Source organism: Haloarcula sp. JP-L23 (assembly GCF_011602445.1).
Classification (GTDB): Archaea; Halobacteriota; Halobacteria; order Halobacteriales; family Haloarculaceae; genus Haloarcula; species Haloarcula pellucida.
This window is the reverse complement of the sequence record NZ_CP050014.1, coordinates 2,759,147-2,782,602: the sequence shown is the minus strand read 5'-3', so window position 1 is coordinate 2,782,602 and position 23,456 is coordinate 2,759,147. Positions and strand designations below refer to the sequence as shown.

General features: G+C 66.0%; 27 protein-coding genes and 1 tRNA gene. 19 read left to right on the top strand and 9 right to left on the bottom strand.

All coding sequences use genetic code 11. From position 1 onward, the window contains the following. Nucleotides 1-276 precede the first annotated feature (276 nt). Both G9465_RS26400 and artA read left to right on the top strand, forming a co-directional pair. Nucleotides 277-333: a hypothetical protein gene (locus G9465_RS26400; protein WP_227015774.1), complete on the top strand. Its 57-nt coding sequence runs from the start codon at nt 277-279 to the stop codon at nt 331-333. Between the two features lie 142 nt (nt 334-475). Beyond that, entirely contained in the window at nt 476-1,477 is a 1,002-nt protein-coding gene (gene artA / locus G9465_RS14500; protein WP_166971197.1) for an archaeosortase A, read from the top strand. Here the strand turns inward: artA and dph5 are convergent. Further along, complete coding sequence (gene dph5, locus G9465_RS14495) at nt 1,474-2,247, bottom strand: diphthine synthase (RefSeq protein ID WP_166971195.1); 774 nt, start codon at nt 2,245-2,247, stop codon at nt 1,474-1,476. The two genes, artA and dph5, sit on opposite strands and share 4 nt — an antisense overlap. 75 nt (nt 2,248-2,322) lie before the next feature. On the opposite strand from dph5, the gene G9465_RS14490 reads away from it, so the two are divergent. The 10 genes from G9465_RS14490 to G9465_RS14445 all read left to right on the top strand — a co-directional run bounded on the left by G9465_RS14490 (nt 2,323) and on the right by G9465_RS14445 (nt 10,787). Continuing rightward, nucleotides 2,323-3,303: a class I SAM-dependent methyltransferase family protein gene (locus G9465_RS14490; RefSeq protein ID WP_166971193.1), complete on the top strand. Its 981-nt coding sequence runs from the start codon at nt 2,323-2,325 to the stop codon at nt 3,301-3,303. A gap of 70 nt (nt 3,304-3,373) precedes the next feature. Continuing rightward, nucleotides 3,374-3,625, top strand: a complete 252-nt coding sequence (locus tag G9465_RS14485) for a helix-turn-helix transcriptional regulator (RefSeq protein WP_166971191.1) — start codon at nt 3,374-3,376, stop codon at nt 3,623-3,625. Between the two features lie 73 nt (nt 3,626-3,698). After that, nucleotides 3,699-5,246 (top strand): DASS family sodium-coupled anion symporter, encoded by a 1,548-nt coding sequence (locus tag G9465_RS14480; protein ID WP_166971189.1) that lies wholly within the window; start codon nt 3,699-3,701, stop codon nt 5,244-5,246. Between the two features lie 128 nt (nt 5,247-5,374). Further along, nucleotides 5,375-6,703 carry an amino acid ABC transporter substrate-binding protein gene (locus tag G9465_RS14475; protein ID WP_166971187.1) on the top strand — a complete coding sequence of 443 codons (1,329 nt, stop codon included), beginning with the start codon at nt 5,375-5,377 and terminating at the stop codon, nt 6,701-6,703. Nucleotides 6,704-6,708: 5 nt separating this feature from the next. Continuing rightward, nucleotides 6,709-7,596: a branched-chain amino acid ABC transporter permease gene (locus G9465_RS14470; protein ID WP_166971185.1), complete on the top strand. Its 888-nt coding sequence runs from the start codon at nt 6,709-6,711 to the stop codon at nt 7,594-7,596. Further along, complete coding sequence (locus tag G9465_RS14465; RefSeq protein WP_166971183.1) at nt 7,593-8,651, top strand: branched-chain amino acid ABC transporter permease; 1,059 nt, start codon at nt 7,593-7,595, stop codon at nt 8,649-8,651. The genes G9465_RS14470 and G9465_RS14465 overlap by 4 nt, the downstream gene beginning before the upstream one ends. After that, entirely contained in the window at nt 8,644-9,429 is a 786-nt protein-coding gene (locus G9465_RS14460) for an ABC transporter ATP-binding protein (RefSeq protein WP_166971181.1), read from the top strand. The genes G9465_RS14465 and G9465_RS14460 overlap by 8 nt, the downstream gene beginning before the upstream one ends. 1 nt (nt 9,430) lies before the next feature. Continuing rightward, a complete protein-coding gene (locus G9465_RS14455; RefSeq protein WP_166971179.1) occupies nt 9,431-10,177 on the top strand; it encodes an ABC transporter ATP-binding protein in 747 nt (248 codons plus the stop codon). A 1-nt stretch (nt 10,178) separates the two neighbouring features. Next, a complete protein-coding gene (locus G9465_RS14450) occupies nt 10,179-10,592 on the top strand; it encodes a universal stress protein (RefSeq protein WP_166971177.1) in 414 nt (137 codons plus the stop codon). Between the two features lie 121 nt (nt 10,593-10,713). Beyond that, nucleotides 10,714-10,787, top strand: a tRNA-Thr gene (locus G9465_RS14445). A 161-nt stretch (nt 10,788-10,948) separates the two neighbouring features. Here G9465_RS14445 and G9465_RS14440 read toward each other — a convergent pair. After that, entirely contained in the window at nt 10,949-11,893 is a 945-nt protein-coding gene (locus G9465_RS14440; protein ID WP_166971175.1) for a DUF6920 family protein, read from the bottom strand. A 184-nt stretch (nt 11,894-12,077) separates the two neighbouring features. Between G9465_RS14440 and G9465_RS14435 the strand changes: the two genes are divergently transcribed. After that, nucleotides 12,078-12,377, top strand: a complete 300-nt coding sequence (locus tag G9465_RS14435; protein ID WP_166971173.1) for a hypothetical protein — start codon at nt 12,078-12,080, stop codon at nt 12,375-12,377. A 12-nt stretch (nt 12,378-12,389) separates the two neighbouring features. Here the strand turns inward: G9465_RS14435 and G9465_RS14430 are convergent, their stop codons facing one another. The 4 genes from G9465_RS14430 to G9465_RS14415 form a co-directional block, all read right to left on the bottom strand. Then, the gene (locus G9465_RS14430) at nt 12,390-13,430 is read right to left on the bottom strand and encodes an NAD(P)-dependent alcohol dehydrogenase (protein WP_166971171.1); all 1,041 of its coding nucleotides are present in this window, start codon (nt 13,428-13,430) and stop codon (nt 12,390-12,392) included. Nucleotides 13,431-13,480: 50 nt separating this feature from the next. Beyond that, nucleotides 13,481-14,116 (bottom strand): PGF-CTERM sorting domain-containing protein, encoded by a 636-nt coding sequence (locus tag G9465_RS14425; protein ID WP_166971169.1) that lies wholly within the window; start codon nt 14,114-14,116, stop codon nt 13,481-13,483. Between the two features lie 64 nt (nt 14,117-14,180). Further along, complete coding sequence (locus G9465_RS14420) at nt 14,181-14,423, bottom strand: flagella cluster protein (protein WP_166971167.1); 243 nt, start codon at nt 14,421-14,423, stop codon at nt 14,181-14,183. Between the two features lie 31 nt (nt 14,424-14,454). Then, a complete protein-coding gene (locus tag G9465_RS14415) occupies nt 14,455-15,318 on the bottom strand; it encodes a heme-copper oxidase subunit III (protein WP_166971165.1) in 864 nt (287 codons plus the stop codon). A 104-nt stretch (nt 15,319-15,422) separates the two neighbouring features. Between G9465_RS14415 and G9465_RS14410 the strand changes: the two genes are divergently transcribed. From G9465_RS14410 to G9465_RS14400, 3 genes are all read left to right on the top strand, one after another. Continuing rightward, nucleotides 15,423-16,805: a hypothetical protein gene (locus G9465_RS14410; RefSeq protein WP_227015565.1), complete on the top strand. Its 1,383-nt coding sequence runs from the start codon at nt 15,423-15,425 to the stop codon at nt 16,803-16,805. After that, on the top strand, nt 16,802-17,068 hold the full coding sequence (locus G9465_RS14405) for a C2H2-type zinc finger protein (RefSeq protein WP_166971163.1): 267 nt from the start codon (nt 16,802-16,804) through the stop codon (nt 17,066-17,068). The genes G9465_RS14410 and G9465_RS14405 overlap by 4 nt, the downstream gene beginning before the upstream one ends. A 385-nt stretch (nt 17,069-17,453) precedes the next feature. Next, the gene (locus G9465_RS14400) at nt 17,454-17,738 is read left to right on the top strand and encodes a DNA-directed RNA polymerase subunit L (RefSeq protein ID WP_166971161.1); all 285 of its coding nucleotides are present in this window, start codon (nt 17,454-17,456) and stop codon (nt 17,736-17,738) included. Nucleotides 17,739-17,747: 9 nt separating this feature from the next. Here G9465_RS14400 and G9465_RS14395 read toward each other — a convergent pair whose 3' ends face one another. The 3 genes from G9465_RS14395 to G9465_RS14385 form a co-directional block, all read right to left on the bottom strand. Beyond that, nucleotides 17,748-18,608 carry a hypothetical protein gene (locus tag G9465_RS14395; protein WP_166971159.1) on the bottom strand — a complete coding sequence of 287 codons (861 nt, stop codon included), beginning with the start codon at nt 18,606-18,608 and terminating at the stop codon, nt 17,748-17,750. 91 nt (nt 18,609-18,699) lie between these two features. Beyond that, nucleotides 18,700-19,515 carry an imidazole glycerol phosphate synthase subunit HisF gene (gene hisF, locus G9465_RS14390; protein WP_166971157.1) on the bottom strand — a complete coding sequence of 272 codons (816 nt, stop codon included), beginning with the start codon at nt 19,513-19,515 and terminating at the stop codon, nt 18,700-18,702. An 82-nt stretch (nt 19,516-19,597) separates the two neighbouring features. Next, the gene (locus G9465_RS14385) at nt 19,598-20,677 is read right to left on the bottom strand and encodes a PQQ-binding-like beta-propeller repeat protein (protein ID WP_166971155.1); all 1,080 of its coding nucleotides are present in this window, start codon (nt 20,675-20,677) and stop codon (nt 19,598-19,600) included. 105 nt (nt 20,678-20,782) lie between these two features. Here G9465_RS14385 and G9465_RS14380 point away from each other — a divergent pair, with 105 nt between their 5' ends. Genes G9465_RS14380 through G9465_RS14370 form a run of 3 tightly spaced genes read left to right on the top strand, consistent with a single transcriptional unit; the run spans nt 20,783 to nt 23,455 of the window. After that, a complete protein-coding gene (locus G9465_RS14380; protein WP_166971153.1) occupies nt 20,783-20,974 on the top strand; it encodes a hypothetical protein in 192 nt (63 codons plus the stop codon). Nucleotides 20,975-21,028: 54 nt separating this feature from the next. After that, nucleotides 21,029-22,234 carry an FIST signal transduction protein gene (locus G9465_RS14375; protein ID WP_166971151.1) on the top strand — a complete coding sequence of 402 codons (1,206 nt, stop codon included), beginning with the start codon at nt 21,029-21,031 and terminating at the stop codon, nt 22,232-22,234. Nucleotides 22,235-22,237: 3 nt separating this feature from the next. After that, nucleotides 22,238-23,455 carry a HAMP domain-containing sensor histidine kinase gene (locus G9465_RS14370; protein ID WP_166971149.1) on the top strand — a complete coding sequence of 406 codons (1,218 nt, stop codon included), beginning with the start codon at nt 22,238-22,240 and terminating at the stop codon, nt 23,453-23,455. Nucleotide 23,456: the final 1 nt, after the last annotated feature.

Below are 23,456 nucleotides of genomic sequence, written 5' to 3'. Positions count from 1 at the left end.
CACCGCGGTCGCGATGCCGCACCTCGACGACGATGGTGACCAGACCTACGACTTCCCGGAGAACGACGATCCGTACACGTCCAACGGCTCCGCCGTGACCGACTCTGCTGCCGTGACGATCACCACTGGCGAGCAGACGACCACGGAGCAGACCACGGAGGAGACGACTACGGAGCAGACGACCACCGAGGAGACCACCACCGAAGAGGCCACGACGATGGAGACGACCACGGAAGAGACGACCACTGGTGACAGTGGCCCGGCTTCACCGCGGTCATCGCCCTCGTTGCCCTCGTCGCTGCTGCGCTCCTCGCGGTCCGCCGCGACAACTAACGGGATTTCCCGTCTCTGAGATTCCGCCCTTTCTTTCGCGCGCTACGTCGGTAGCGGCAGCGCCGTCGACGCGAGTGCACGCGGCCCGCACACACTGGCGTAACGACAAAGCATATAGGCCGGATTAGCCAACGTAGGCACAATGCGTCCGCTGCTTCAGTCTACCGTCTCGTTCGGTGGGCTCTCTTTCGACCCGCTGGTGTGGTCGGAGCCGCTGATGTGGCTGGTACTCGCGGCGTTTCTCGGCAGCGCAGTGCTCCACCAGTTCGCGGAGGCGTGGGCACGCCGAGTCGCTGTAGCGGGCTGGGGACTGTTCGCGGCGTTCTGGTTGGTTCTGGCGCCACACTTCATCCTGACACAGAAGAGCGCCATCGAGGGGGTCGGTGGCCTCGCGGCGGTGCCGTTGTCGCTGTATGCGGGCTATCTCCTCTGGAACGGCCGGGACTCGCTGTTCGTCCTGACGCGAGCGATCGGGCTGATGGGCATCGTCTACGTGCCGTTTATCACCGTCGACCCGCTCAGACAGTGGATCGTGGAACTGGTCACCGACCAGACGGCGTTCCTGCTGTCGCTGGTCGGCGTCGACCCACTCGTCGTCGAGGGCTTTACGCACGACGGCATCAGAATCGCCACGAAGCAGTACCCCTACGAGAGCACGTTCTGGTTCGAACACGAGGAGGGGCCGATTACGTACAACATCCTCCTCGCGTGTACGGGGATGGGGAGTATCTCCATCTTCGCAGGCGGTATCCTCGCCGTGTCGGCGCCGTTACGGCGAAAACTCCGCACGCTCGCGGTGACGGTGTCGGTCATCTACGTGTTGAACCTGTTCCGGAACGTCTTCATCGCCATCTCCTTCGGGCAACAGCGGATGCAGTGGTTCGAAGGGGTCGTCATGTCCCTGTTCGGTCTCTCGGACCCGCGTATGGTGTCGTACTACGTCGCCGACCGCATCCTCGCACAGACGGGGTCGGTCGTCGTGCTGGTCGGCATCACGTGGTTGTTGGTCCGTGAATTGCCGGAGATAACCATCCTCGTCGAAGACTTACTGTTTCTCGTGACGGGGACGGAGTACGACCTCCAGAGTGCTTTCGACATCGAGAGCGACGAGACAGATGTGCCCGCGACGCCGGGCGACGACTAGGGCGCATCGGCGATCGCTGTCAGGGCGTCTTCCTCTATCAGGTGGAGGTCGGCGGGAATCACCAACAGGTGAAGCGGGTCCCCGAAGGACCGGGTGGCGAGTTCGTCGAGGGTGTCGGCGACGATAGCTGGGTCGGGACTACCGGCGCGGGCGACGACGACGCCGAGCGTCTCCGGAAACGACTCGGCGAGCAGTCCCGCAGCGTGGTCCGCGGTCATGTACGTGTCGTCGCTGTCGTCCCAGTGGGGGTCGTCGACCTTGATGTCCAGATACACCAGCGTGTGGAGGTTCCGAGAGCGGTTGTCCTCGATGGTCTGGACGACGCTGTCGGGGACGCCGTCGCCGCCGTGTGCCCGTTCGAACGGGAGCGTCGTCGCCTTCCCGAACCGGTAGTTCTGCAGGCCGGTCAGCGATGCGGCGGCGGTCTGTGCAGTGGTGCCGTGGACGACGCGGGTTTCGATGCCGCGCTCCTCGGCGCGCAGACGGAGGTCGGTGTGGGTCGTCGAGACCATGGTGTCACCGGCAGTCAGGAAGACGACGTCGTCCGTCTCCGCGGCGTCCAGCACCGGGGCGGGGTCCTGTTCGACGCCGGCCCGGTCACGGACCTCGATGGTCGTGTCGTGGTAGGCTTCTAGCGATTCGAGGTCGGTCCCGATCAGCCGACTGGTGTAGAACTCCGCGAAGACGCGGTCTGCGTCCCGTATCGCGTCTCGTCCGGCGATGGTGACCGAGCGTTCGTCGTAGAGGCCGAGGCCGACGAAGGTGAGCATACCCTGCGTCGGTCGTCGCTGGGGATAAAGGGCGCGAAGCGTCAGGCTTACCGCCGCCGGTCGGGGAGAGGTGGTATGGGCGTTCCCTGCGTTCGCGTCGCGCGCGAGGACGGCGAGGCGACTCGCCAGCGGTTGGCCGAGGCGGGCCTCGTCGAGGACGGCTACGACATCACGGTCGAAGACGGGTCGCTGTACGTCCCGGTCACCGACCCGACGGCCGTACCCGAGGACCTCTCCGTCGTCGAGTTCGACGCCCCGGTCCGCGAGGGCCAGACCATGCCGGCGGACATCCTCGGGTTCGACCCGAGTTACGAGCGCATCGGGGACATCGTCATCGTCGACGAGGACGACCCGGCGCGGACCCGCGAGATAGCGGCCGCCCTCGTGGAGTCCGACCTCCCGGTCGAGGGCGTGTTGAACCGCGCCTCGAAGATAAAGGGCGAACAGCGGGTCCGAGACTGGGAGGTACTGGCCGGCGACACCACCGAAGTCGTCCACCGCGAGTACGGGTGTGCCTTCGAACTGGACCTCGCTGAAGTGTACTTCTCGCCGCGTCTCGCGACCGAACGCCACCGCGTCGTCGAACAGGTCCGGGAGGGCGAACAGGCGTTCGACATGTTCGCGGGCGTCGGCCCGTTCGTCGTCCCGTTCGCGAAGCGCGGGGCCACCTGCGTCGGCACGGACATCAACGAGACGGCCATCGAGTACCTCCGGCGGAACGCCGAGCGCAACGGCGTCGCCGACCGCGTGACGGGCATCTGTGGCGACGTCAGGGACGTAGCCACCGACTACGAGGGGTGGGCCGACCGCGTCGTGATGAACCTCCCACACAGCGCAGACGAGTTTCTGGACACCGCGGTCCGACTGGCCGGCGACGACTGCGTCGTCCACTACTACGACATCCAGCCAGACGAGGGCCTGTACGGTCCCGGGGAGCGAGCGATACGGGCCGCGGCCGAACCCGAGTACGAGGTGTCCGTCGAGACGCGCCGGACCGTCCGGTCGTACGCGCCGGGCGAGCAAAACGTCGTGTTGGACGTTCGACTCCGGCGCTGACCGTCCTCTCACCCCGTCCCGGGTGACGAACAGTTATGTGGGTCCGGCAGGTGATGCGAACTAGCGACAGATGGGTGTGAGCGCGGCCGACGACATCGACGTACGTGACATCTCGCCAATGGCGTGGCGACTACTCCGTGTCGCGGCCGGGTTCGGGCAGCGGGAGGTCGAGGCGGAAGTCGACGACATCATGCAGGCACACGTCTCGATGCTGGAGAGCGACACGCGTAGCCTCTCGGAGGCACGACTGCAGGAACTGTTCGACCTGTATCGCGCCGAGATAACCGACGAACAGCTGTGCGTGCTGGTGGAGAACTTCTGACAATGACGGGGGTACACACGCGACCGACGGATGGTAGAGGGACGAACGACCGGCGCGACGGGTGGTGTCTGCCGTGACGTGGAACGGACACGCGAGGCCTCGGCGTCTCGCCGTCGCACTCGGCACCGCGGTCGTCGTCACCGTGCTCGTCGCCGCGGCACCGGCGCCGGCAGGGCTCGACCCGGCGGCCCAGTACGCGCTGGCGACGATGGCACTGGCGGCCATCCTCTGGGTGACGAACGCGCTCCCGTTACCCGTGACGGCGCTGCTCATCCCGGTGGCGCTGACCACCTTCGGCATCTACGACTCGATGGAGCAGGCGCTGTCGGGCTTTGCCGACCCGCTCATCTTCCTGTTCATCGCGGGGTTCATGCTCGCGGCGGCGCTCCAGACGCACAACATCGACCGCCGACTGGCGTTGACGCTCATCAACCGGATGGGCCGGTCGCCGCGCCTGCTCATCCTCGCCATCATGCTCGCGACGGCGTTCATGTCGATGTGGGTGTCCAACACCGCGACGACGGCGATGATGACCCCCGTCGCACTCGGCGTTCTCGCACAGGTGGTGGGCCGGGAGTCCCCCGAGGGCGAGGTGTCGAACATGCGCGTGGCGACGCTTCTGGGGACGGCCTACGCCGCGAGCGTCGGCGGGGTCGGAACGCTCATCGGGACGCCGCCGAACGTCGTCGCCGTCGCCTTCCTCGATAGGCTCGTCGGCGTCGAGATATCCTTCGCCCAGTGGCTCGCCGTCGGTCTCCCCATCGTCGTCATCACGCTCCCGCTTACGTGGTACGTGCTGACGTTCTGGCTGTACCCGCCCGAAATCGACAGCGTTCGGGGCGCACAGGAGCAGGCGGCGACGTATCTCGAAGAGGAAGGCGACCTCTCGGCGCGGGGTCGGCGCGCGGCTTACATCTTCGCCGCGACGGCCGGGCTGTGGATTCTCGGCGGACTTGGCTTCCTCTTCGAGGGTCTGCTCCCGGACACGTGGTTCGTGACGCTGTTCGGCGGGGAAGGCGAGAACGTCTTCGGACTGACGGGTCACCGCGGCGTCCTGTACTTCGTCGTCGTCGGCCTCCTCGCCATCCCCGCGCTGGTACTCGCCGACGCCGACGACTGGGAGAACCTCGTCGATATCGACTGGGGGACCATCGTCCTGTTCGGCGGCGGCATCTCGCTGGCCGATGCGCTGGCAGAGACTGAGGCGACGAACTGGCTGGCTCGCAGCGTCTTCGATGCCGTCGTCGGCGCTCCGCTGGTGCTGGTCGTCTTCGCCGTCGTCGTCTTCACCATCCTCGTCACCGAACTCTCCTCGAACACGGCGACGACGACGATTATCGCGCCGATCCTCGTCGGATTGGGCAGCGTCCTCGCGGGGACGCTCGGCGTCGACCCGATCCCGGCGGCGGTGTTCCTCACGGTAACGGGCGCCATCGCCGCAAGTTTCGCCTTCGCGCTCCCCGTGGCGACGCCGCCCAACGCCATCGTCTTCGGGAGCGGTCATCTCGAACAGCGAGACATGATTCGCGCGGGCGTCGTCCTGAACGTCCTGATGACGATCGTCCTCACACTGTTGCTCGTCGCCCTCTTTTCGGTGCTGTGGCCGACCGTCCTCTGGTGACGGCTCGCCCCGTCGTGTAAACCGCTATTGCTTGCTACTGCCGATCGAACAATCCTTAATGTTTAATAGGGCGTGTCACATTGGCCCGTACAGAGCGTGTATCATTGATACACGCCGGTACCAAGCCAATGTCCCGAAAACACGACAGAAGACAGTTTATCAAGGTTGCAGGGAGCGCAGGCGTGCTAGGACTGACCGGACTCGCTGGCTGTTCCGGTGACGGCGGCGACGGCGGCGGTGACGGCGGTGGCGGCGACGGCAGTGACGGCGGCAGCGACGGCAGCGACGGCGGGTCCACCGGTGACGGCAGTGGCGGGACGAACACGATTCGCCTCGGCGGATCGATGAGTCTCTCCGGTGACAACGCCGACCTCGGCAAACTGTACAAGGACGCCTACGAACTCACCATCCAGCGCATCAACGAGTCGGGCGGGTTCGAGGCCGGCGACGGCAACACGTACGAACTGGAGATGGTGTTGCGCGACGACGGGACGGACGCCTCGGCGTCGAAGTCCATCTATCAGGAACTCATCGACCGGGAGAACATCGACTATCTGCTGGGGCCGTACTCCAGTACGGTGACGCTGCCGGCCAGCGCGGTGGCCGCACAGAACCAGAAGCCGATGGTCGAAGGCGGCGGTGCAAGCCCCGAAATCTTCAGTCAGGGCAACGAGTGGATCTTCGGCCTCCTGCCGACGGCCAACAAGTACGCGAAAAGTTTCATCGACATGTGCCTCGCGCAGGACCAGACGCCGGAGTCCATCGCCATCCTCGCGGAGGACGGCACCTTCAGTCAGTCCACCGCGGAGGGCGCACGGCAGAAGATATCGAACACCGACCTCGAAATCGTCGTCGACGAGACGTTCCCCTCCGACACGTCGGACCTCTCGACGAACCTCGGGAAGGTCCGGAATCAGGAGGCTGACATCCTCCTGCTGTGTGCCCACCAGAAGCACAACATCATCCTGGCGAACCAGATGGAGAGCCAGAACGTCAACGTCGACGCGGCGATGGGGACTGTCGGCAGCCTCAACGAGTCGTTCAAGAACGAGGTCGGGCCGAACGGCGACTACATGTACGGCCCCTCCTCGTGGGCGGTCAACGCCGACTTCGAGGACCCGGTCTTCGGAACCACGAGCGACTTCGTCTCCGCCATCGAGGAGAACTACGGGTACACGCCGGACTACCACAGCGCCGCCGGTGAGGGCGTCATTCTGACGTTCATGAACGCGTTCAAGAAGGTCAGCGAACTCGGGCCGACGCCGGTCCGGAACCAGATCCGGAAGTCGGACTTCTCGTCGGTGTACGGCAACGTCGCCTTCGACGACAGCGGGGTCATCGACAAGAACATGCTGGTCTACCAGTGGCAACCCGACCCCGGCCTCCAGATCGTCCACCCGAGCAACGTCGCCCAGTCCGACCCCATCTACCCGATGCCAGACTGGAGTGAGCGATAAGACAGATGGCGTTCACGCAGTTCGTCGTCAACGGCCTGCTCATCGGTGCGCTGTTCGCGGCGGTAGCCGTCGGGTTCGCGCTCATCTGGGGGGTCGTCGACATCATCAACCTCGCGCACGGCGAGATGGTGATGCTCGGCGGCTACACCTCCTACTGGGTGTTGACCCTCATCACCGGCAACGCGGAGGGGTCGCCGTTGCTGTTCCTCGCGACCATCCCGGTGGCCATCCTCGTGTTGTTCGGCGTCGGGTACGCGCTCCAGCGGACGCTGGTCTCGCGGGTCATCGGGACGGACATCTTCCTGACGCTGCTGGTCACGTTCGGCATCAGCATCGCCATCCAGCAACTGGCGCTGCAAGCGTGGTCGGCGAACCCGCGGTCGATTCAGGTCAGTTTCAGCGACCCGTCGTTCGCCGTGGCAGGGCTCGTCGTCCCGAAGATGAAACTGGTCGCGTTCGTCGGTGCTATCGTGCTGACGGCACTGCTCTGGGCGTTCCTCCAGAAGACGCGGACAGGGCGAGCGATTCGCGCTGTCTCGCAGAACCCGGAGGCCGCGGCGCTGGTCGGCATCGACGTCGAACACACCCGCGCGGTGACCTTCGGCGTCTCCTCGGCCATCGCCGGGGGCGTCGGTGCGTTCATCGCGACCATACTCAACATCCAGCCACAGATGGGGCTCATCTACACGCTGAAGAGCTTCGTCATCGTCGTGTTCGGCGGCGTCGGTTCGATTCCCGGCGCGCTGGTCGGCGGACTGCTACTCGGCTCCGTCGAGGAACTGACCGCGGGGTTCGTCTCCTCGCAGTGGACGCTGGCGGTGAGTTTCACGCTGCTCATCGTCCTCCTCGTGGTGAAACCGAAGGGTCTGTTCGGTGAGGGGGCAGAGCAATGAGCACGGAATCGGAGTCCAACAGCGGGTTGCTCCGCTCTATCGTCCCGCCGGACCAGGTGGACCGTCTGTTCGACGTCTGCGGTGCCCACGGCTGGAAGTTGCTGGCGGCCGGCGCGGTGGTCGGTGCGCTCCCGCCGGTGCTCGGCCTCCAGCAGGGGTACTACATGACCGTCGTCTCGGAGATGTTCCTCTTTGCCATCCTCGCGCTGTCGTGGGACATCGTCGGCGGCCAGACCGGCTACCCGAGTTTCGGGAACATGGCGTTCTTCGGCATCGGCGCGTACACCACGGCCATCCTCATCAAGGACTTCGCCGTCTCGTTCCCGGTCGCGATGGTCGTCGCCGGTCTTGTCGCCGTCGTCTTCGCGGCGGTCATCGGTGCTATCGTGTTGCGTCTGCGTGGCCACTACTTCGCCATCGCGACGCTGGGTGTCCTGCTCGCGGCCCAGCAGGTTTCTAGAAACCTCGACATCACCGGGGGCGCGAGCGGGAAGATTCTGTTAGACGTTCCCTCGGGGACCGTCTTCTACTACCTCTTCCTCGGCGTCCTCGTCGCCGAGATGGCGCTCGTCTACTACCTCTCGAACACGCGCTTTGGCTTCATCCTGAACGCCATCCGCGACGACGAGGAGAAGGCCACGGCGATGGGGTTCAACACGACCTACTACAAGACGGCCGCGTGGATGCTGGCCGCCCTGTTCACGGGGCTGGCCGGCGGCGCGTACAGCCTGTTCAACACGTTCATCGACCCACAGACCGCCTACAACGGCGCGTGGAACGTCGAACTCATCGCGATGGCGCTGATGGGCGGGTCCGGCACCGTCGCCGGCCCGGTCATCGGCGCGTTCGGCCTCCACACCGTCATCGAAGTGGTGGAGACGGCTTTCGTCGGCTGGCAACTCGTGTTGCTCGGTGTGGCCGTCATCGTGACTGTCATCGGGTTCCCCGAGGGCGCCGTCGGGACGCTTCGGGAGTACGCCAGCGAGATGGAGTACTACAAGCGCGGTGGCATGGCCGCCGCCGACAGCGGCGAGGAGGTGAGCACCGATGAGTAGGGCCACCGACGCGGCCGCGACCGACCCGCAGGGCGAGCGGGCGGTCCTTCGGACCGACGGCGTCACAAAACGCTTCGGCGGCCTCACCGCCGTCGACGACGTCGACGTCGAGGTGAACAAGGGCGAAATCGTCGGCCTCATCGGCCCGAACGGGGCAGGGAAGTCCACCCTGTTCAACTGCATCACCGGGACGCTCAACGCCGACGAAGGTCGAGTGTACCTGCAGGGACAGGACGTCACGGACTGGCCCGAGTACAAAATCGCCCGGGCCGGCCTCGGGCGGATGTTCCAGGAGACGCGCATCTTCGGCGACATGACCGTCCGCAAGAACCTGCTGCTGGCCGCCCAAGAGGGCGGTGCCGACATCGGGAACTTGCTTCGCAGACCTGACGACTCGCTGCTCGAACGGACAGAGGAACTGCTGGACTACGTCGACCTCGGCGGCTTGGCGGACACCCGCGCGGGCCGACTGAGCTTCGGCCAGCAGAAACTCATCGAGTTCGCGATGGAACTGATGGCCGAACCGGACCTGCTGTTGATGGACGAACCGGCGGGGGGTATCAACCCCTCGATGCTGGAGAACCTCATCCAGTACATCCGGACGGCCAACGAGGACGAGGAGGCGACCATCTTCCTCATCGAACACAACATGGACTTCGTGATGGAGATAGCAGACCGCATCTACGTCCTCGCCCACGGCGAGCGCATCGCCGAGGGCACCCCCGAAGAGATTCAGAACGACCAGCGCGTCCTCGACGCGTACCTCGGGAGGGAATGAGATGGCCACGACAGACACAGACACCACGACGACAGAGGACCCGATACTCGCGATGAACGACGTGACGTCGGGCTACGGCAACACGACCGTGCTACACGACGTCAGCATGGCCGTCGAGGAGGGACAGATAGCGTGTCTCATCGGCCCGAACGGGTCGGGGAAGTCCACGCTGATGAAGAGCATCTACGGCTTCGCCGACGTGCAGTCGGGGACCGTTACATTCCGGAACGATGACATCACCGGGCGCTCGCCCCAAGAGAACCTCAAGAACCGGATGAGCTACGTCCTGCAGGACGCCAGCGTGTTCCCGGGCATGACCGTCCACGAGAACATGCTGATGGGCGGGTACGTCTTCGACGACGACGAACAGGCCGCCCAACGCGCCGAGGTGCTGTACGACGAGTTCCCGGTGCTGGGCGACATCCGCCAGCAGAAGGCCGGCACCCTTTCCGGGGGCCAGCGCCGCCTGCTGGAACTGGCCCGGGCGCTCATGGTCGACCCGGACCTGATGATGCTCGACGAACCGTCGATCGGTCTCGAACCGCGGTTCATCGACGACGTGTTCGAGCGCATCGAGCAACTCAACGACCTCGGGACGACCATCCTGCTGGTCGAACAGAACGCCGAGAAGGGCCTGTCTGTCGCCGACCGCGGGTTCGTCCTCGCCAGCGGCGAGATAAAGTTTACCGGGACGGGCACCGAACTCCTCAACGACGAGGAGGTCGGACGACTCTACCTCGGTGGCTAACATGTACCGGATACTCGTACCCGTCGACGCCGACTCGGACCGTGCCCGCGGTCAGGCCGCCTTCGTGGCGGAACTGCCGACTGCCGCGGAGAACATCGAAGCGATAGTGACCCACGCGCTGACGCCGGAGGAGATCGACGCGCCCGACGAACTGCAGTCCGTCGACCGCGTCGAGACCGTCCGGTTGGTCCGTGACTACCTCGAAGAGCGCGACATCGCCGTCGAACTGGCGGAGGGCAGTCTGCCGCCGGCCGACGGCATCCTCGAACTGGCCGCGGAGTTCGACGTCGACCACATCGCGATGGGGTCGCGAAAACGCTCGCCGACGGGGAAGGTGGTGTTCGGGAGCGTCGCCCAGCAAGTGCTGCTGGAGTCGGACGTTCCGGTCACTATCGTCGGCGCCCGCGAGGCGTGAGAACGCGTCTCTCGACGCCCCCGATTCGCAATCCTTATTGCGGTTATCGCTGCAAGTAACGTGTGCAGACAGGCACACCGAGACGAGTTGTCGTCACGTGCGTCTGGCAGTGTGTGCCCGCGCCGGTGTAGCTCAGACTGGCAGAGCGAATCCTTCGTAAGGATTAGGCCGAGGGTTCAAATCCCTCCACCGGCTTCCTGCGACGAACGAACGTGAGGAGCGGAAGCCAAACCGGGATTTGAACGAGACCGAGGTTCTGCGCGAAGCGCAGGTTCTCGGGCGTAGTTCACAATCCGCGCCACCGGCTTGCTTCCTGCGACGACCAACTCGCGAGCAGTGACAGCTAGGCGGACGTCCTACTTCGCCGTCTCGTACTCGAACTCCGTAATCTCTCCCCGCCAGTACGGCAGGTCACCGTCGGGGAGGGTCCACGCCACCTCGCCGCGGGTCGGCACGAGCATCCCGCTTCGCTCGGTGTAGTCCTCGAAGTGCCCGGTCCATCGTGCGGCCTCGAACCCGCCGTCGACGGCACGGTATCGCTCCTCGGCGACGACGCGGTCGACCAGATTGTCGTCGTCGAAGTGGAAGGAGAGCGACGCCGAGACGTCGCCGTCGGTGAGAGTCGCCCGTGCGATACTGTCGTCGATGGCTGTCCACTCGACGCCGCTCTCGGGGAGCAGGGCCGTCGGGAACCAGACGGCTTCGGCGAGATAGCGCTGAAGTTCGGCGGCGTCGAGTTCCGGCGACGGGTTGGCGTCGGCCACCGGCACCGTCCAGAGCAGGGAGGCGACGAGCGAGCCGGTGCCGTCGACGTAGCTGTCGATGACGCTGACCGGCAGGACCGACCCCAGCCGTATCGACGCGTCCCAGACGAATCCCGGCGGGTCGACGGTGTAGTGCTGGGTCGCTTCGAGGGGGTGCCACGACGAGTCAGCGTCGCCGAGGCGGAACACGCCACGCTGGGTGAGCCTCGTCGCCCGAACGAACTGCACACCGGGTTCGAGAACCGTCTCGAAGTACCGGCGGGCCGGCGCGGGAAGGTCGGCGAAGTCGGCCTCGGTGACGGCGCGTGTGGGACCGCCGCTGGACGCGGCACGCAGGGCGTCGGTCGATCGGGCGGTCCGTGCCGAGACTCGACGCTTCCCGACGAGGACAGTGCCGACGGCGGCGGCCGCCAGCCCGAACAGGACGGTTCGACGGGTCGGCCACCGGCCGCGCTCCGTCGTGGTTTGATGGGCGGACATCGTCTCTCGGACGGTAGTTCTCTCGCCGACGCCAAATACGTATCCGGGGCGTGTCATAGCACGACAGCGCCACGGACGGCCGTGAGCGCCCGACAGTTCCGATATAAACGCCCCTCACAGGTGGTGCAGTAGACAGACTCGTAGCGGGGTCGAACGACGGACCGAGCAACCGATGTCACGACCCTCTCTCCGACGACCCGAGATGCCCGACGACTACGTGTCTCGTGGGGGTGCTTGAACCGTGTCCGACCGGAACGCGTGGCACCGTGACGGGGGCGAGGTGACCTGTCTCTCCTGCGGCGAGTCGGTGTCGCGTGACGACGCTCGCGAGTACGACAAGCACGGCGACCGGTGGAACCGCGACGAGAAGGAGTTCGAGTTCCTCTGCAAACCGTGCTATCGCGAGTGCTGTCACAGTCCGCGGCAGGGGCTAGAGGAGCGGTTGATCGAGGCGGGTGCTGGCACCACCGACCGCGAGACGTTCCTGCGGCGGTACTGCGCGCTCGCGCGTGACGGTACACCGCCGGAACGTGAGCGGTGACCGAGCGCCCGGTCAGGGCGTGATAACCGCCCGCCCTTCGATTTCGCCGTGTTCCAATTTTTCGGCGACGGTGTTTATCTCGGCCAGTTCGTACTGGGTGGTGTGGAGTTCGACGGCGTCGCGTTCGACCAGTGCGACCAGTTCCTGCAGTTCGGTGTACCGGCCGACGATGTTGCCCTGATAGGCGAACTCGCCGCTGACGAGCGCCTGTGCGGGTTGGTGGATGTGGCCGCCGTAACCGATGACGTGGTGGTCGCCGCCGGCGGCACAGACGTCCGGGGCCAGTGCCGTCGTCTCGTCGGCGCCGACGAAGTCTAGCACCTGCGCGGCGCCGACGCCGTCGGTGATGTCCGCGATTTCGCTCGCGACGTCCTCGCTCCTCGGGTCGATGGTGTAGTGAGCGCCCAACTCCACCGCGAGGTTGCGGGCCTCCCGTTTGATGTCTACGGCGACGATGTCAGCGGCGCTCATCTCGGCGATGCACTGGAGTCCGATGTGGCCGAGGCCGCCGATGCCGATGATGACCGCCGCATCGCCCGGATTCAGACCGCGAACGGCCTTCTTTGCGGCGTGGTAGGCCGTGATGCCGGCGTCGGCGTGGGGTGCGATTGCCGCCGGGTCGACGCCGTCGGGGAGTGGGATCACCGAGCGCTCGCTGGTGTGTAATTGGTCGGCGAAGCCGCCGTCGACAGTGAGGCCGTTGAACGACTGGTTCTCGCAGTACATCGTCTCGCCCTGTCGGCAGGGCCGGCAGGTGCCACAGGTCTGGACCGGGTGACAGATGACCTGGTCGCCCTCGGAGACGAGAGTCACCTCCGCACCCGTCTCGACGACGGTGCCTGCGTTCTCGTGGCCCAGTGTCAGCGGGAGCGTCTGCTCGACGTAGTCGGTCCACATCCCCTCGATGATGTGGTTGTCCGTCTGGCACCAGCCAGCGCCTTCGACTTCGACCACGACGTCGTCACTGTTCGATACCTGCGGGGCGTCCACCTCGTCGATAGAGAGCCCGTGTGCCATGTCGTCAGTGTACTCGTGAAGTCGTGCTGCAAGCATCCCGTGCTAGTACGTGACAGCTGCTCAAAAAGACTCGCGCGGGGGCTCGTCTACGACCGGCGGGCGAAGACGGCCATCGACAGGAGTGCGAGGACGGCGGCGGTCACGCCGAACCCGGGGCCGAAAGCGGAACTCGGGGCGTTGCTCTGAGCACGGATCGGTTCCTCTACGGGTTCGTTGGCCTCGTACTCCCAGACGGCGGTCCGGTTCTCGACGATGTCGGCGTTGGACTCGTAGATATCGCCGGGCATCGTCAGTTCGTAGCGGACGGCCACGCCGTCGCCCAGTGCCACGTCGTCGTTCTCCTGCACGGTGACGAAGGTGCGGTCCTCGTAGGTGAGCGTCCCGTTCTGGACGGTCGCGTTCACGCCGCTCTCGGGACCGGGGGTCCAGTCGGTGAACTGCAGCCGAACCGAGACGTTGTCGCCTTCGAGCGCCTGTTCGTAGGTCACGTTCTCCATCCGACTCTCGTTGACGCCGTCGGTCAGGTACGCTTCGACGGAGTCGTAGCCCTCGTTCTCGGCGGTTCGCTGGAGGGCGTCGAAGACGGTGCCGCTCATCGCTAACTCCACTTCGTAGGTAGAGACGGTCCCGTCGGCGTCGACGCTGGCGTCGACGGTGGCGGTCATACAGCCCGAGAGGGCGAGCACGACGACGACGGCGATTTCGGGGTAGGGCTTTCGCATACCGTCGAATAGGAAAGGAGTGAAATAAACGTTCGTGCTGGCGAGTACGGCCGTGAGCGGCGAATCAGTGAGTCAACACGAGCAACTGGTCGTCGGTGCGGACGAGGCAGAACGGACTGCCGGGATTCCCGAACGTATTCGTGCGGTTCTCGCTGACGAACAGGCGTTCGAACGCGTCGCCACAGGCAGGACACGCGAACCCCTGTCGGTTCTCTAGGGTCATCGTGCCACGGTCCTGTTTGAGCAGTTTCAGGCCGTGGCGGTAGTCGTGGACGTCGAAGCCGTCGCTGACGTCGAGTCGATCCATAGAGAACACAGAGTGGGGAGTCGCTTAAGCCTTAGACGAGGTTCGCGCCCATGTAGAGGACGACGACGAGGAACACCCAGACGACGTCGACGAAGTGCCAGTACATCGACGCCGTCGAGACGGAGGTGTGTCGTTCGGGGGAGTACTGCCCGTAGTACGCCCGGACGAAGACGATGCCCAGCAGGACCGCACCCATCGTGACGTGGAGGCCGTGCAGGCCGGTCAGGCCGTAGAACGCAGAGCCGTAGATGCCCTGTGCGATGGTGAAGTTCTCGTGGACGATGAACTCGTAGTACTCGTACACCTGCCCGCCGATGAAGATGATTCCCAGCAGGAGCGTCAGGCCGAGCAGTTTCATGAACCTGTCGCGGTTCCCGTTCAGCAGTGCGACGTGGCTGTAGTGCAGCGTCACCGAGCTAACGAGCAGGATGACGGTGTTGACGATGACGAGCGAGCCCCAGACGTGGGGGATGTCGGCTCCGACCCACACGTCGGTGCCGCGGACCATGAAGTAGTAGATGAAGCCCGCGCCGAACGTCGCCACCTCGGACCCGAGGAACAGCAACATCGCGAACTTCAGCGTCCGTCCGGAGTGGTGGTCGGTGCCGCGTTCCCAGAAGTCCGAGACGAAGGCGTGGTAGAGCCAGCCGTATATCCCGACGAGGAACAGGCCGACGCTCGCGACGGTCGCCCCAGCCCCGATAGTCGTACTCACGAGTGCGTTCTCGCCCAGCGAGAGGACGAGCAGTGCCGCACCGATGTAGATGCCCGACCCACCGATAGCGGTCACGAATGGCCACCAACTCGCCTCGCCGAAGCCGCGGGGCCAGTCCTCCGTGGCCGGGAGGTGATGGTCCCCGTGTCCGCCGTCCGCGTGCTCGTCTGTCGTGCTCATACCGACCCCTTGCGAAGCGATTACTAAAAGCCCATCCAATTCGCTCGCACGCATGCCGGCCCGATGTCGGAAACTACACGGCCCCGAGGTCCCTAGGCCCGCCGATGACAGCACGCCGACGCCGTGTCGCCGCGATGGCCGTGGGGTCGCTCTGTTGGCTGTTCGCCGTCGGAACGGCCAGTGCCCACGGCGGGAGTCTGGCTGCCGGCGGGCGTGAGTCGTTGACGATTCCGACGTGGCTCTTTCTCTCGACGGGCGGGGCCGCCGTCGGGGCGTCGTTCCTGCTGGCCTCGTTCGTCACGGACCGCTCGTTCGTCGAGCGCGTCCACGCCTGGGGGACCCCGCTCGTCGACGGTGAGGCCCGTATTCCCCGACTGCTCGGCCGCGCAATCGGGGTCGCGGGGCTGGCCGCCGTCGTCGTCGTGGGGTTTTTCGGCCCAACGACGCCGCGGACGAACCTCGCCATCCTGCTGGTGTGGGTCGGCTGGTGGGCCGGCCTCGCCATGACGACGTATCTGGTCGGCAATAGCTGGCGCGTGCTCAACCCACTGTCGACCGTCGCGCTGGCGCTCCCGTCGCTGGACCGAACGTACCCCGACCGACTGGGCGCGTGGCCCAGCGTCGTCGGTCTGCTGGCGCTCGTCTGGCTGGAAGTCGTCAGTCCGCTGGCCGACGACGCGCGACTGCTTGCGACGGCCGTGGTGGGGTATAGCGTCCTGACGCTCGCGGGGAGCGTCGTCTTCGGCCGCGAGACGTGGTTCTCCGAGGCCGACCCGGTCGACCGGGTGTTCCGCTACTACGGCCGCGTCGCGCCCGTCAGCCGCGCCGAAGACGGAAGCCTCCGCCTGCGTCTGCCCGGGATGGCCCTCTCGACGCCGCGACTAGTCGACGGGGCCGACGAGGTGGCATTCGTCGTCGCACTGCTCTGGGTGACCACCTACGACGGCCTCGTGACGACGCCCGCGTGGCGTGCTCTGACGACCCCACTCGTTTCGGCGGGCCTCCCGCCCCACCTCCTGTATCCGCTCGCCCTGCTGGCCGGGTTCGGCCTCTTTCTCGGCGTCTACCGCCTCGCGGTGCGGGTTAGCACGCGGACGGCCGAGACGTACCTCGCGCCCGACGAACTCGCCGAGCGGTTCGCCCCGCCGTTGCTGGCTATCGCCGCCGGCTACCACTTCGCACACTATCTGGGCTACTTCCTCTTTCTCGCGCCGGCGCTGGGGACGGCCACGCTCGCGCCGTTTGCGGACCCGGCGGCGGTGCCGGTCTACCAACTGCCGGACTGGTTCGGCGGCGTCGCACTGGCAGCGGTCATACTCGGCCACCTCGTCGCTATCTGGGTGGCCCACGCCGCCGCTTTCGACCTCTTTCCCTCGCGACTGCAGGCCATCCGCTCGCAGTATCCGTTCGTCGCCGTGATGGTGTTCTATACGATGACCAGCCTGTGGGTCGTCTCCCGCCCGGAGGTGCCCCTTCCCCACCTATGAGTCAGTCAGACCACGCGTACGACGTGCCCGCCGACGCACCGGTCTTCGAGTGTGGCTACTGCGGTCGCCCGTTCGCCCGCGAGGGGTGGCTGGCGCTCCACCGCGGCCTAGAACACCCGAACGAACTCGACGACGACGAGGTGACGGCGTTCCGCAAAGCCCACGAGGACGAGGAGGACTCGCTGGGCGCCTTCCGCTTGCAGGCGCTCGGCGCGCTGGTGGCGATATACTTCGTCCACCTGATGATTTACGCGCTAGTGTGAGTCGTCCTCGTCGTTCCCGTAGTCTCGGATTACCCACTCACCGTCGCGAAGGACACTCCGGAAGCCCTCACCCGCTCCCGGCCATCTGATGTCTGGTGCTATTGGGCGGTGGAAGCGTGTCGCTCGCGGCGCGAGCGACCGGGGAGGCGTGGGGACACGTCCGCGACCGCGCTCCGTCGCGGTCGCACCGCTGTCCTCGGCGGACTGAAAGGGCGAGACCGGTGGCGGCCGCTGCACGGGCCCTATCCGAGCGGTGCGAGGATATCCCGTACAGCGGCCGCGAGCGGTCGAGGGCTTTCGTGGACCTGTGAGCATCGGTAGTAACGGAGCGGTCGACTACGGAGAAGCGACACGTTGATGGGCCGCTGAGCGAGTACACGTAGGCATGGACCTTCGCGTCATCGACAAGTCGGACACGGAACTCTCTATCGAGATTGCGGGCGAGGACCACACGTTCATGAACGTCATCAAGGGCGCCCTGCTGGAGACGGAGGGCGTCACGGCGGCGACCTACGACGTGAACCCCGAGCAGTCCGGTGGCCAGACCGACCCCGTCCTCACCATCAAGACCGAGGCGAACGTCGACGCGCTTGACGCCCTCGAAGACGGCACGGACCGCGTCATCGAGAAGGCCGACAGCCTCACGGAAGCGTTCGAGGCCGCGGCGTAAGTTTCCGGTTTAGCAGACGACGTAGGTGACGAACACGCTCCCGTCCGGCGCGACGTGGATATCGACGCCGACGGTGCCCGCTTCTGCCGCGCGGAACCGGTTCCCGCGCTCGACGTAGCTATCGACGAGCGACGCCGCCAGCGCCGCCTCGCTGTCGAAGTCGCTCACCGAGCGACCGGTTCGGTCGTAGGCGACCTGATAAGCGACGATGTTCGGGCGCTCGCAGGCGAGACCGAACCGTTCGAAGGCGTTCTGTTCGGGCCCCGACCCGTCGCCGGCCCGGGCGGCGACGATGGCCTTGTTGTAGTAGGCCGCGGCGTCGTCGGCCGTCGCGTTCCGGGTCAGGGCTCCGGCGCCCTCGCTCGTGCGGCGTTCGTTGAGCGCGTCGAGGTAGGCGTCCTCGGTGGCCGACAGCGAGAGGCCGTCCGCCGTGTCGGCGCTCCCCGGTGCGGCCGGAATCTCGGGCGGGCCGGCGGCCGCCTCGCCGCCGAACCCCGGGAGCGTGACGACGCCGAACACCGACAGCAGCACGACGCCCAGCAGGACGGCGACGGCGGCGTAGCCCGCGACGTACTTCGGTTCGAGTACGTCCCGCCAACTCGTGCTGATGTCCGCCATCGGGTCGGTATCGGCCACCCGTTCGCGCTCGAAGTTCGCGCTCCCACACCGCCTGCAGGGTGGGGAGTTGCGCTGGTGCTGGCGGCCACAGTCCTGACAGACCCAGACGGAACCGCCGTGGACCTCGCCGTCTGCGGACCGGGTCGGGCCGACGGGCTGGACCGCTCGCTCGTACGTGCCGTGGCCGCAGTTGTCACAGGGCGGGTCGTTCTCTTCGTGAGGTTTGCCACACCACTCACACCGCCATTCCATTGGGTAACCGTAGGTGACCGAGCTACAAAGAGTGCGCGGAACTGGCGTGCAACAGCGCGGGGGCTACACCCCCGACGGTCGCCGACCCGTCCTACAACCGAACCGGGATGCCCTTGCTGTCCAGATACTCCTTCGTCTCCTCGATTGTGTACTCGCCAAAGTGGAAGATGGAGGCCGCGAGACCGGCGTCGGCACCGGCGTCGACGAACACCTCTTCCATGTCTTCGGGGCCGCCACAGCCAGAGGAGGCGATGACCGGCGTCGAGACGGCATCACAGACCGCCTTCATCAGTGGAATGTCGTAGCCGTCCTTGGTGCCGTCGGCGTCGATGGAGTTGACGAAAATCTCGCCGGCCCCGCGTTCCTCGGCCTCCATCGCCCACTCGACGGCGTCTAAGCCGGTGCCCTCGCGGCCACCTTTGACGGTGCATTCGAACCAGCAGGACTCGCCGTCCACCTCGACGTAGTGCTCGCCCTCGTCGTCGAAGCGCCGGCGGGCGTCAAGCGAGATGACGATGCACTGACTGCCGAACGCCGCCGCGCCCTCCTCGATGAGTTCCGGGTTCGCGATGGCGCCGGAGTTGATAGACACCTTGTCGGCGCCCGCCCGTAGCGTCTCCTTGATGTCCTCGCGGGTGCGGATGCCGCCGCCGACCGTGAGGGGGATGAACACCTCGTCGGCGACCGCGGAGACGGTTTCGAGCATCGTCTCTCGACCCTCGGCGGAGGCGGTGATGTCCAGAAAGACGAACTCGTCGGCTCCGGACTCGTTGTAGGCTTTCGCCATCTCGACCGGGTCACCGGTGTACTCTAGGTCCTCGAAGTTGACGCCGGTGTAGACGGCGGCCTCCCCGTTCTCGTCGACGTCCACGTCGATACAGGGGATGATGCGTTTCGTGAGCGTCATTCAGTACCCGTTCGTTCGCTACAGGGGCGTTTGACGGTTTCGACTGGTGCAAAAGCCGATAGCGGGCGGCGGGCGTGACGGCTCACTCCCGGTCGAGTGCGAACAGGCCGTCGTGACTGCCGACGAAGACACGGTCCTCGTCGACCACGGGCGTGACGGAACTGTACCCGACCGGGACCGACCACCGTTGCTCGCCGCTCGCGACCGAGACGCTATAGCAGTTGCCGTCGTTGCTCCCGACGTAGGCCACCTCGCCGTCGGGGCCGACTGCCGGTTGGGTCACGAGCCAATCCGCGGCGTCGAAGCGCCACCGCTGGTCCCCGGTGTCTCGTCGGTGGGCGTGCAACGACCCGCTGGCTGTCCCGAGCAACACAGTCTCGCCAGTCACGACTGGACTGCTGTCGGCCAGCGCCTGTCCGGTGTCGACCCGCCACCGTTCGCGGCCGTCGGCCGCGTTCAGAGCCACCAACTCGCCACGCTCTTCCGCTGGGACGCTCGTCGCGACGTACACCGTGCCGTCGTCGACGGTGGGTGTCTGCGTTCGGTGGGCGCCGAGGTCGGTGTGCCAGCGTTCGGTCCCGTCGGCCGCCTCCAGCGCGTTGACGGTCCCGCTGTCGCTCCCGACGACCACCGTATCGGCCGTGGCTCCGGCCGGTGTGAGGCCGTCTGTGTCTTTGCGGGCCGTCCATCGGACGGACCCATCGGTGCCGTCCAGCGCGGTCAAGCCCCCTTCGCTCACGTACACTGTCCCGTCAGCCGCGGTAATCGACTCCAGCGACGTCACGTCGGGGGTCTTCCAGACGGACGTGCCATCGAGACGGACCGCTCGCGTGCTGTCACATCCGGAGACGTACACGAGTTCGTCGTCCCGCGTGCTCTCGCCCACGTCGAGGCCGGAATCGTAGCAGACGGTGTCGTCGGGGTCGTCGAGCAGGACCCGCCACCGTTCCGTCCCACCGGTGTCGAACCCGAGCAGGCGCCACATCGTCAGGACAGCGAGCGTTCCGTCGGCGAGGGCCAGCGCACCGACGGTACCTTCCGTCTGCCGGTGCCATGCGACGCGCGCGTGGCGCTCGCCGGTGACGCGGTCGAGGCAGCCAGCGACGGCCGCGCTCCCGAGGCCGCCGACCGTCGCCAACAGGCGCCGTCGCGTGTACTCCATACCACGACTTGACGGGCCAGCAGAAAGTGTCTTCAGGTGGCTCAAAACGGGCTTTGAGCGAGCGAATCCGACAGTTACAGGTAGTCGCTTGCAGAACGCCCGTACATGGGAGACGACCACCACGAGGACGACCGACCGGCGTTCGACCCAGCGAACGTCGAACTGCCATCGAAGGAACCGCCGCTTCGCGAGACGGCTCCCCAGAGCGACTTCACGATGTCGCAGGTGTCGACGGGTGCCGTCGTCGCGCTCGTCGGACTGGCGCTTACGTTCGGTATCGCCTTCGCACTGGTCTGACGGGACCGAACGGGGGAGGTAGGTATAAGTGGATCCGGTGATACGTATGGTATCGTGTCACCCGACCAGTCGGTAGGGACGACGGTCTCGACCGGGACCTCGGTGTCGCCCGACGGACGACGCGCCGGGCAGGCAGCCACCAGTACGGCCCGGAGGGGCCTCGACGCCGACCGAGTGGACTTCTGTCAGGTCTTCGTCGACTCGAGTTACGATCCGCACGAGGTCCTCTCGGGCGTCGAGACCGTCGTCGACGACGACACCGACGTCGTCGGGTGTACGGGCACCGGGAACTTCACCGAGACCGAGACGCTGGCAAACGGTATCGCCGTGGCACTGGTCACCAGCGACTCGTTTCGGTTCGACACCGCCGTCGCCACCGGTCTCGGCGAGAACATCCACGGGACTGTCAGAGAGGCCGCACGCGCCTTGCCCGACGACATCGACTATCCGTATCAATCGGCACTCGTCTTACACGACGGTCTGGCCGGTGTCGGCGAGCGACTGGCACTCGCGATCCAACGACGGCTGGGACCGCACGTCGGGTTCGCCGGCGGGGCGGCGTCCGACAACTATCAGATGGAGTCGACGCCGGTGTTCTGTGACGGGACCGTCGCGGAGGACGCGCTGGTTCTGGTGCTCGTCTCCGGCACTCAGCGGGCGGTCATCTCGGTCGACCACGGTCACGAACCCATCTCGGAACCGCACGCGGTGACCGACGGGTCGGGTAACGTCGTCCGCGAACTCGACGGTGAACCGGCCTTCGAGGTGTGGAAAAACGCGGTCCGCGACCACGCGGCGGCGTTTGACTTCGACGTCGACGCGCTCTCGCTCGAATCGGAGGAGATGAATCGATTGATGGGCGTCTACGAGTTCGGCATCGATCAGGGCGATGGCTTCAAGATACGCTGGCCAAAGTCTATCGGACAGGATGGCTCGCTCTCGTTCGCCGTCGACGTCCCCGAGGGGACCGTCCTCCGCGTGATGTACGGGGACCCGGAGAGTCAGATAGACTCCGTCCGCCGAGTCGCCGAGGAAGCAGTCGCGCTCGCCGAGGGTGACCTCGCCGGTGGATTCATCTTCGACTGTGCCTGCCGCGAGATAATCCTGCAGGACGAGTTCTCCGATGCCGTCGACGAACTGGCGTCTGTCCTCTCGGTCCCCTTTGCCGGGTTCGAGACGTACGGAGAACTGTGTATGCAGATGGGACAACTCAGCGGCTTTCACAACACGACGACGGTCGCCTTCCTGTTGCCCGAGTAACCGATGGACCGAAACGAACTCGTCTCGAAGTTCGCGGAGACGGTGGGCATCGAGAAGGCGGAGTCCGTCGTCGACGAGGCGATGGCCGACATCGGTATCGAGGGGTCCTCGTCGATGACGAACACGGACGCCCGCGACGTCTGTGAGATCATCCACCACGAACACGACGGGTACATCACCCTCGTCGCGAGCGAACTTCGCGTCCAACTGGCGGCCCAAGAGCGGTTCGCCGCGCTCCTCGAGAACATCCCGGACCCGGCCGTCGTCGTCACGTTCGACCAGCAGGAACCGTACGTCAGTTCGGTCAACGACGCCTTCGAAGTCGAGTTCGGCTACACGCGGGAGGAAGCGGTCGGAGCGTCGCTCCCGGCGCTCATCTCGACACCCGATCAGACCGCTGCCGACATCGTCGCCAACTGGTGGCAAAATACCAACCAGTCCGAACAGGAGGTCACACGGATAACCGCTACCGGCGAGGCCCGGACGTACCTGTTCCGGAGCGTCATCGTCGCCCGTGAGGGCGGCGAGGTCGAAGGGTACGGCATCTACACGGACATCAGCGAGCGCAAGCGTCGCGAGCAGCAACTCGCGTCACAGAACGAGCGCCTCGACGAGTTCGTGAGCATCGTCAGCCACGACCTGCGGAACCCGCTCAGCGTCGCCGCCGGTCACACCGACCTCTTGCTCGAGACGGTCGACGACGAGACGGTTCGAGAGCGCCTGCAAGCCGTCCGCGACGCCCACGACCGGATGGGATCACTCCTCGAAGACTTGCTCGAACTCGCCAGACAGGGACAGGTCGTCGGGTCGACCCAGCGGGTCGACCTCGAGACTGTGTCCACCGACGCGTGGGCACAGGTCGACACGGCCGATGCGACGCTGACCGTGGACGCGCCCGTGTCCGTCGAGGGCGACCCCGACCGCCTCCAGCAACTGTTCGAGAACCTCTATCGGAACGCGGTCGAACACGCCGGCCCGGCGGTGACCGTCACTGTTGGGACGCTCGGCGAGGGTGGCCGCAGCGGGTTCTACGTCGCCGACGACGGACCCGGTATCGCCGCCGCCGACCGCGAACGGGTGTTCGAACACGGGCACACCACCGACACCGATGGAACCGGATTCGGCCTGTCAATCGTCCAGAGCATCGCGGAAGCCCACGGCTGGTCGGTCAGCGTCACGGAGAGCGAGACGGGCGGCGCGAGGTTCGAGATCAGGCGCTGAC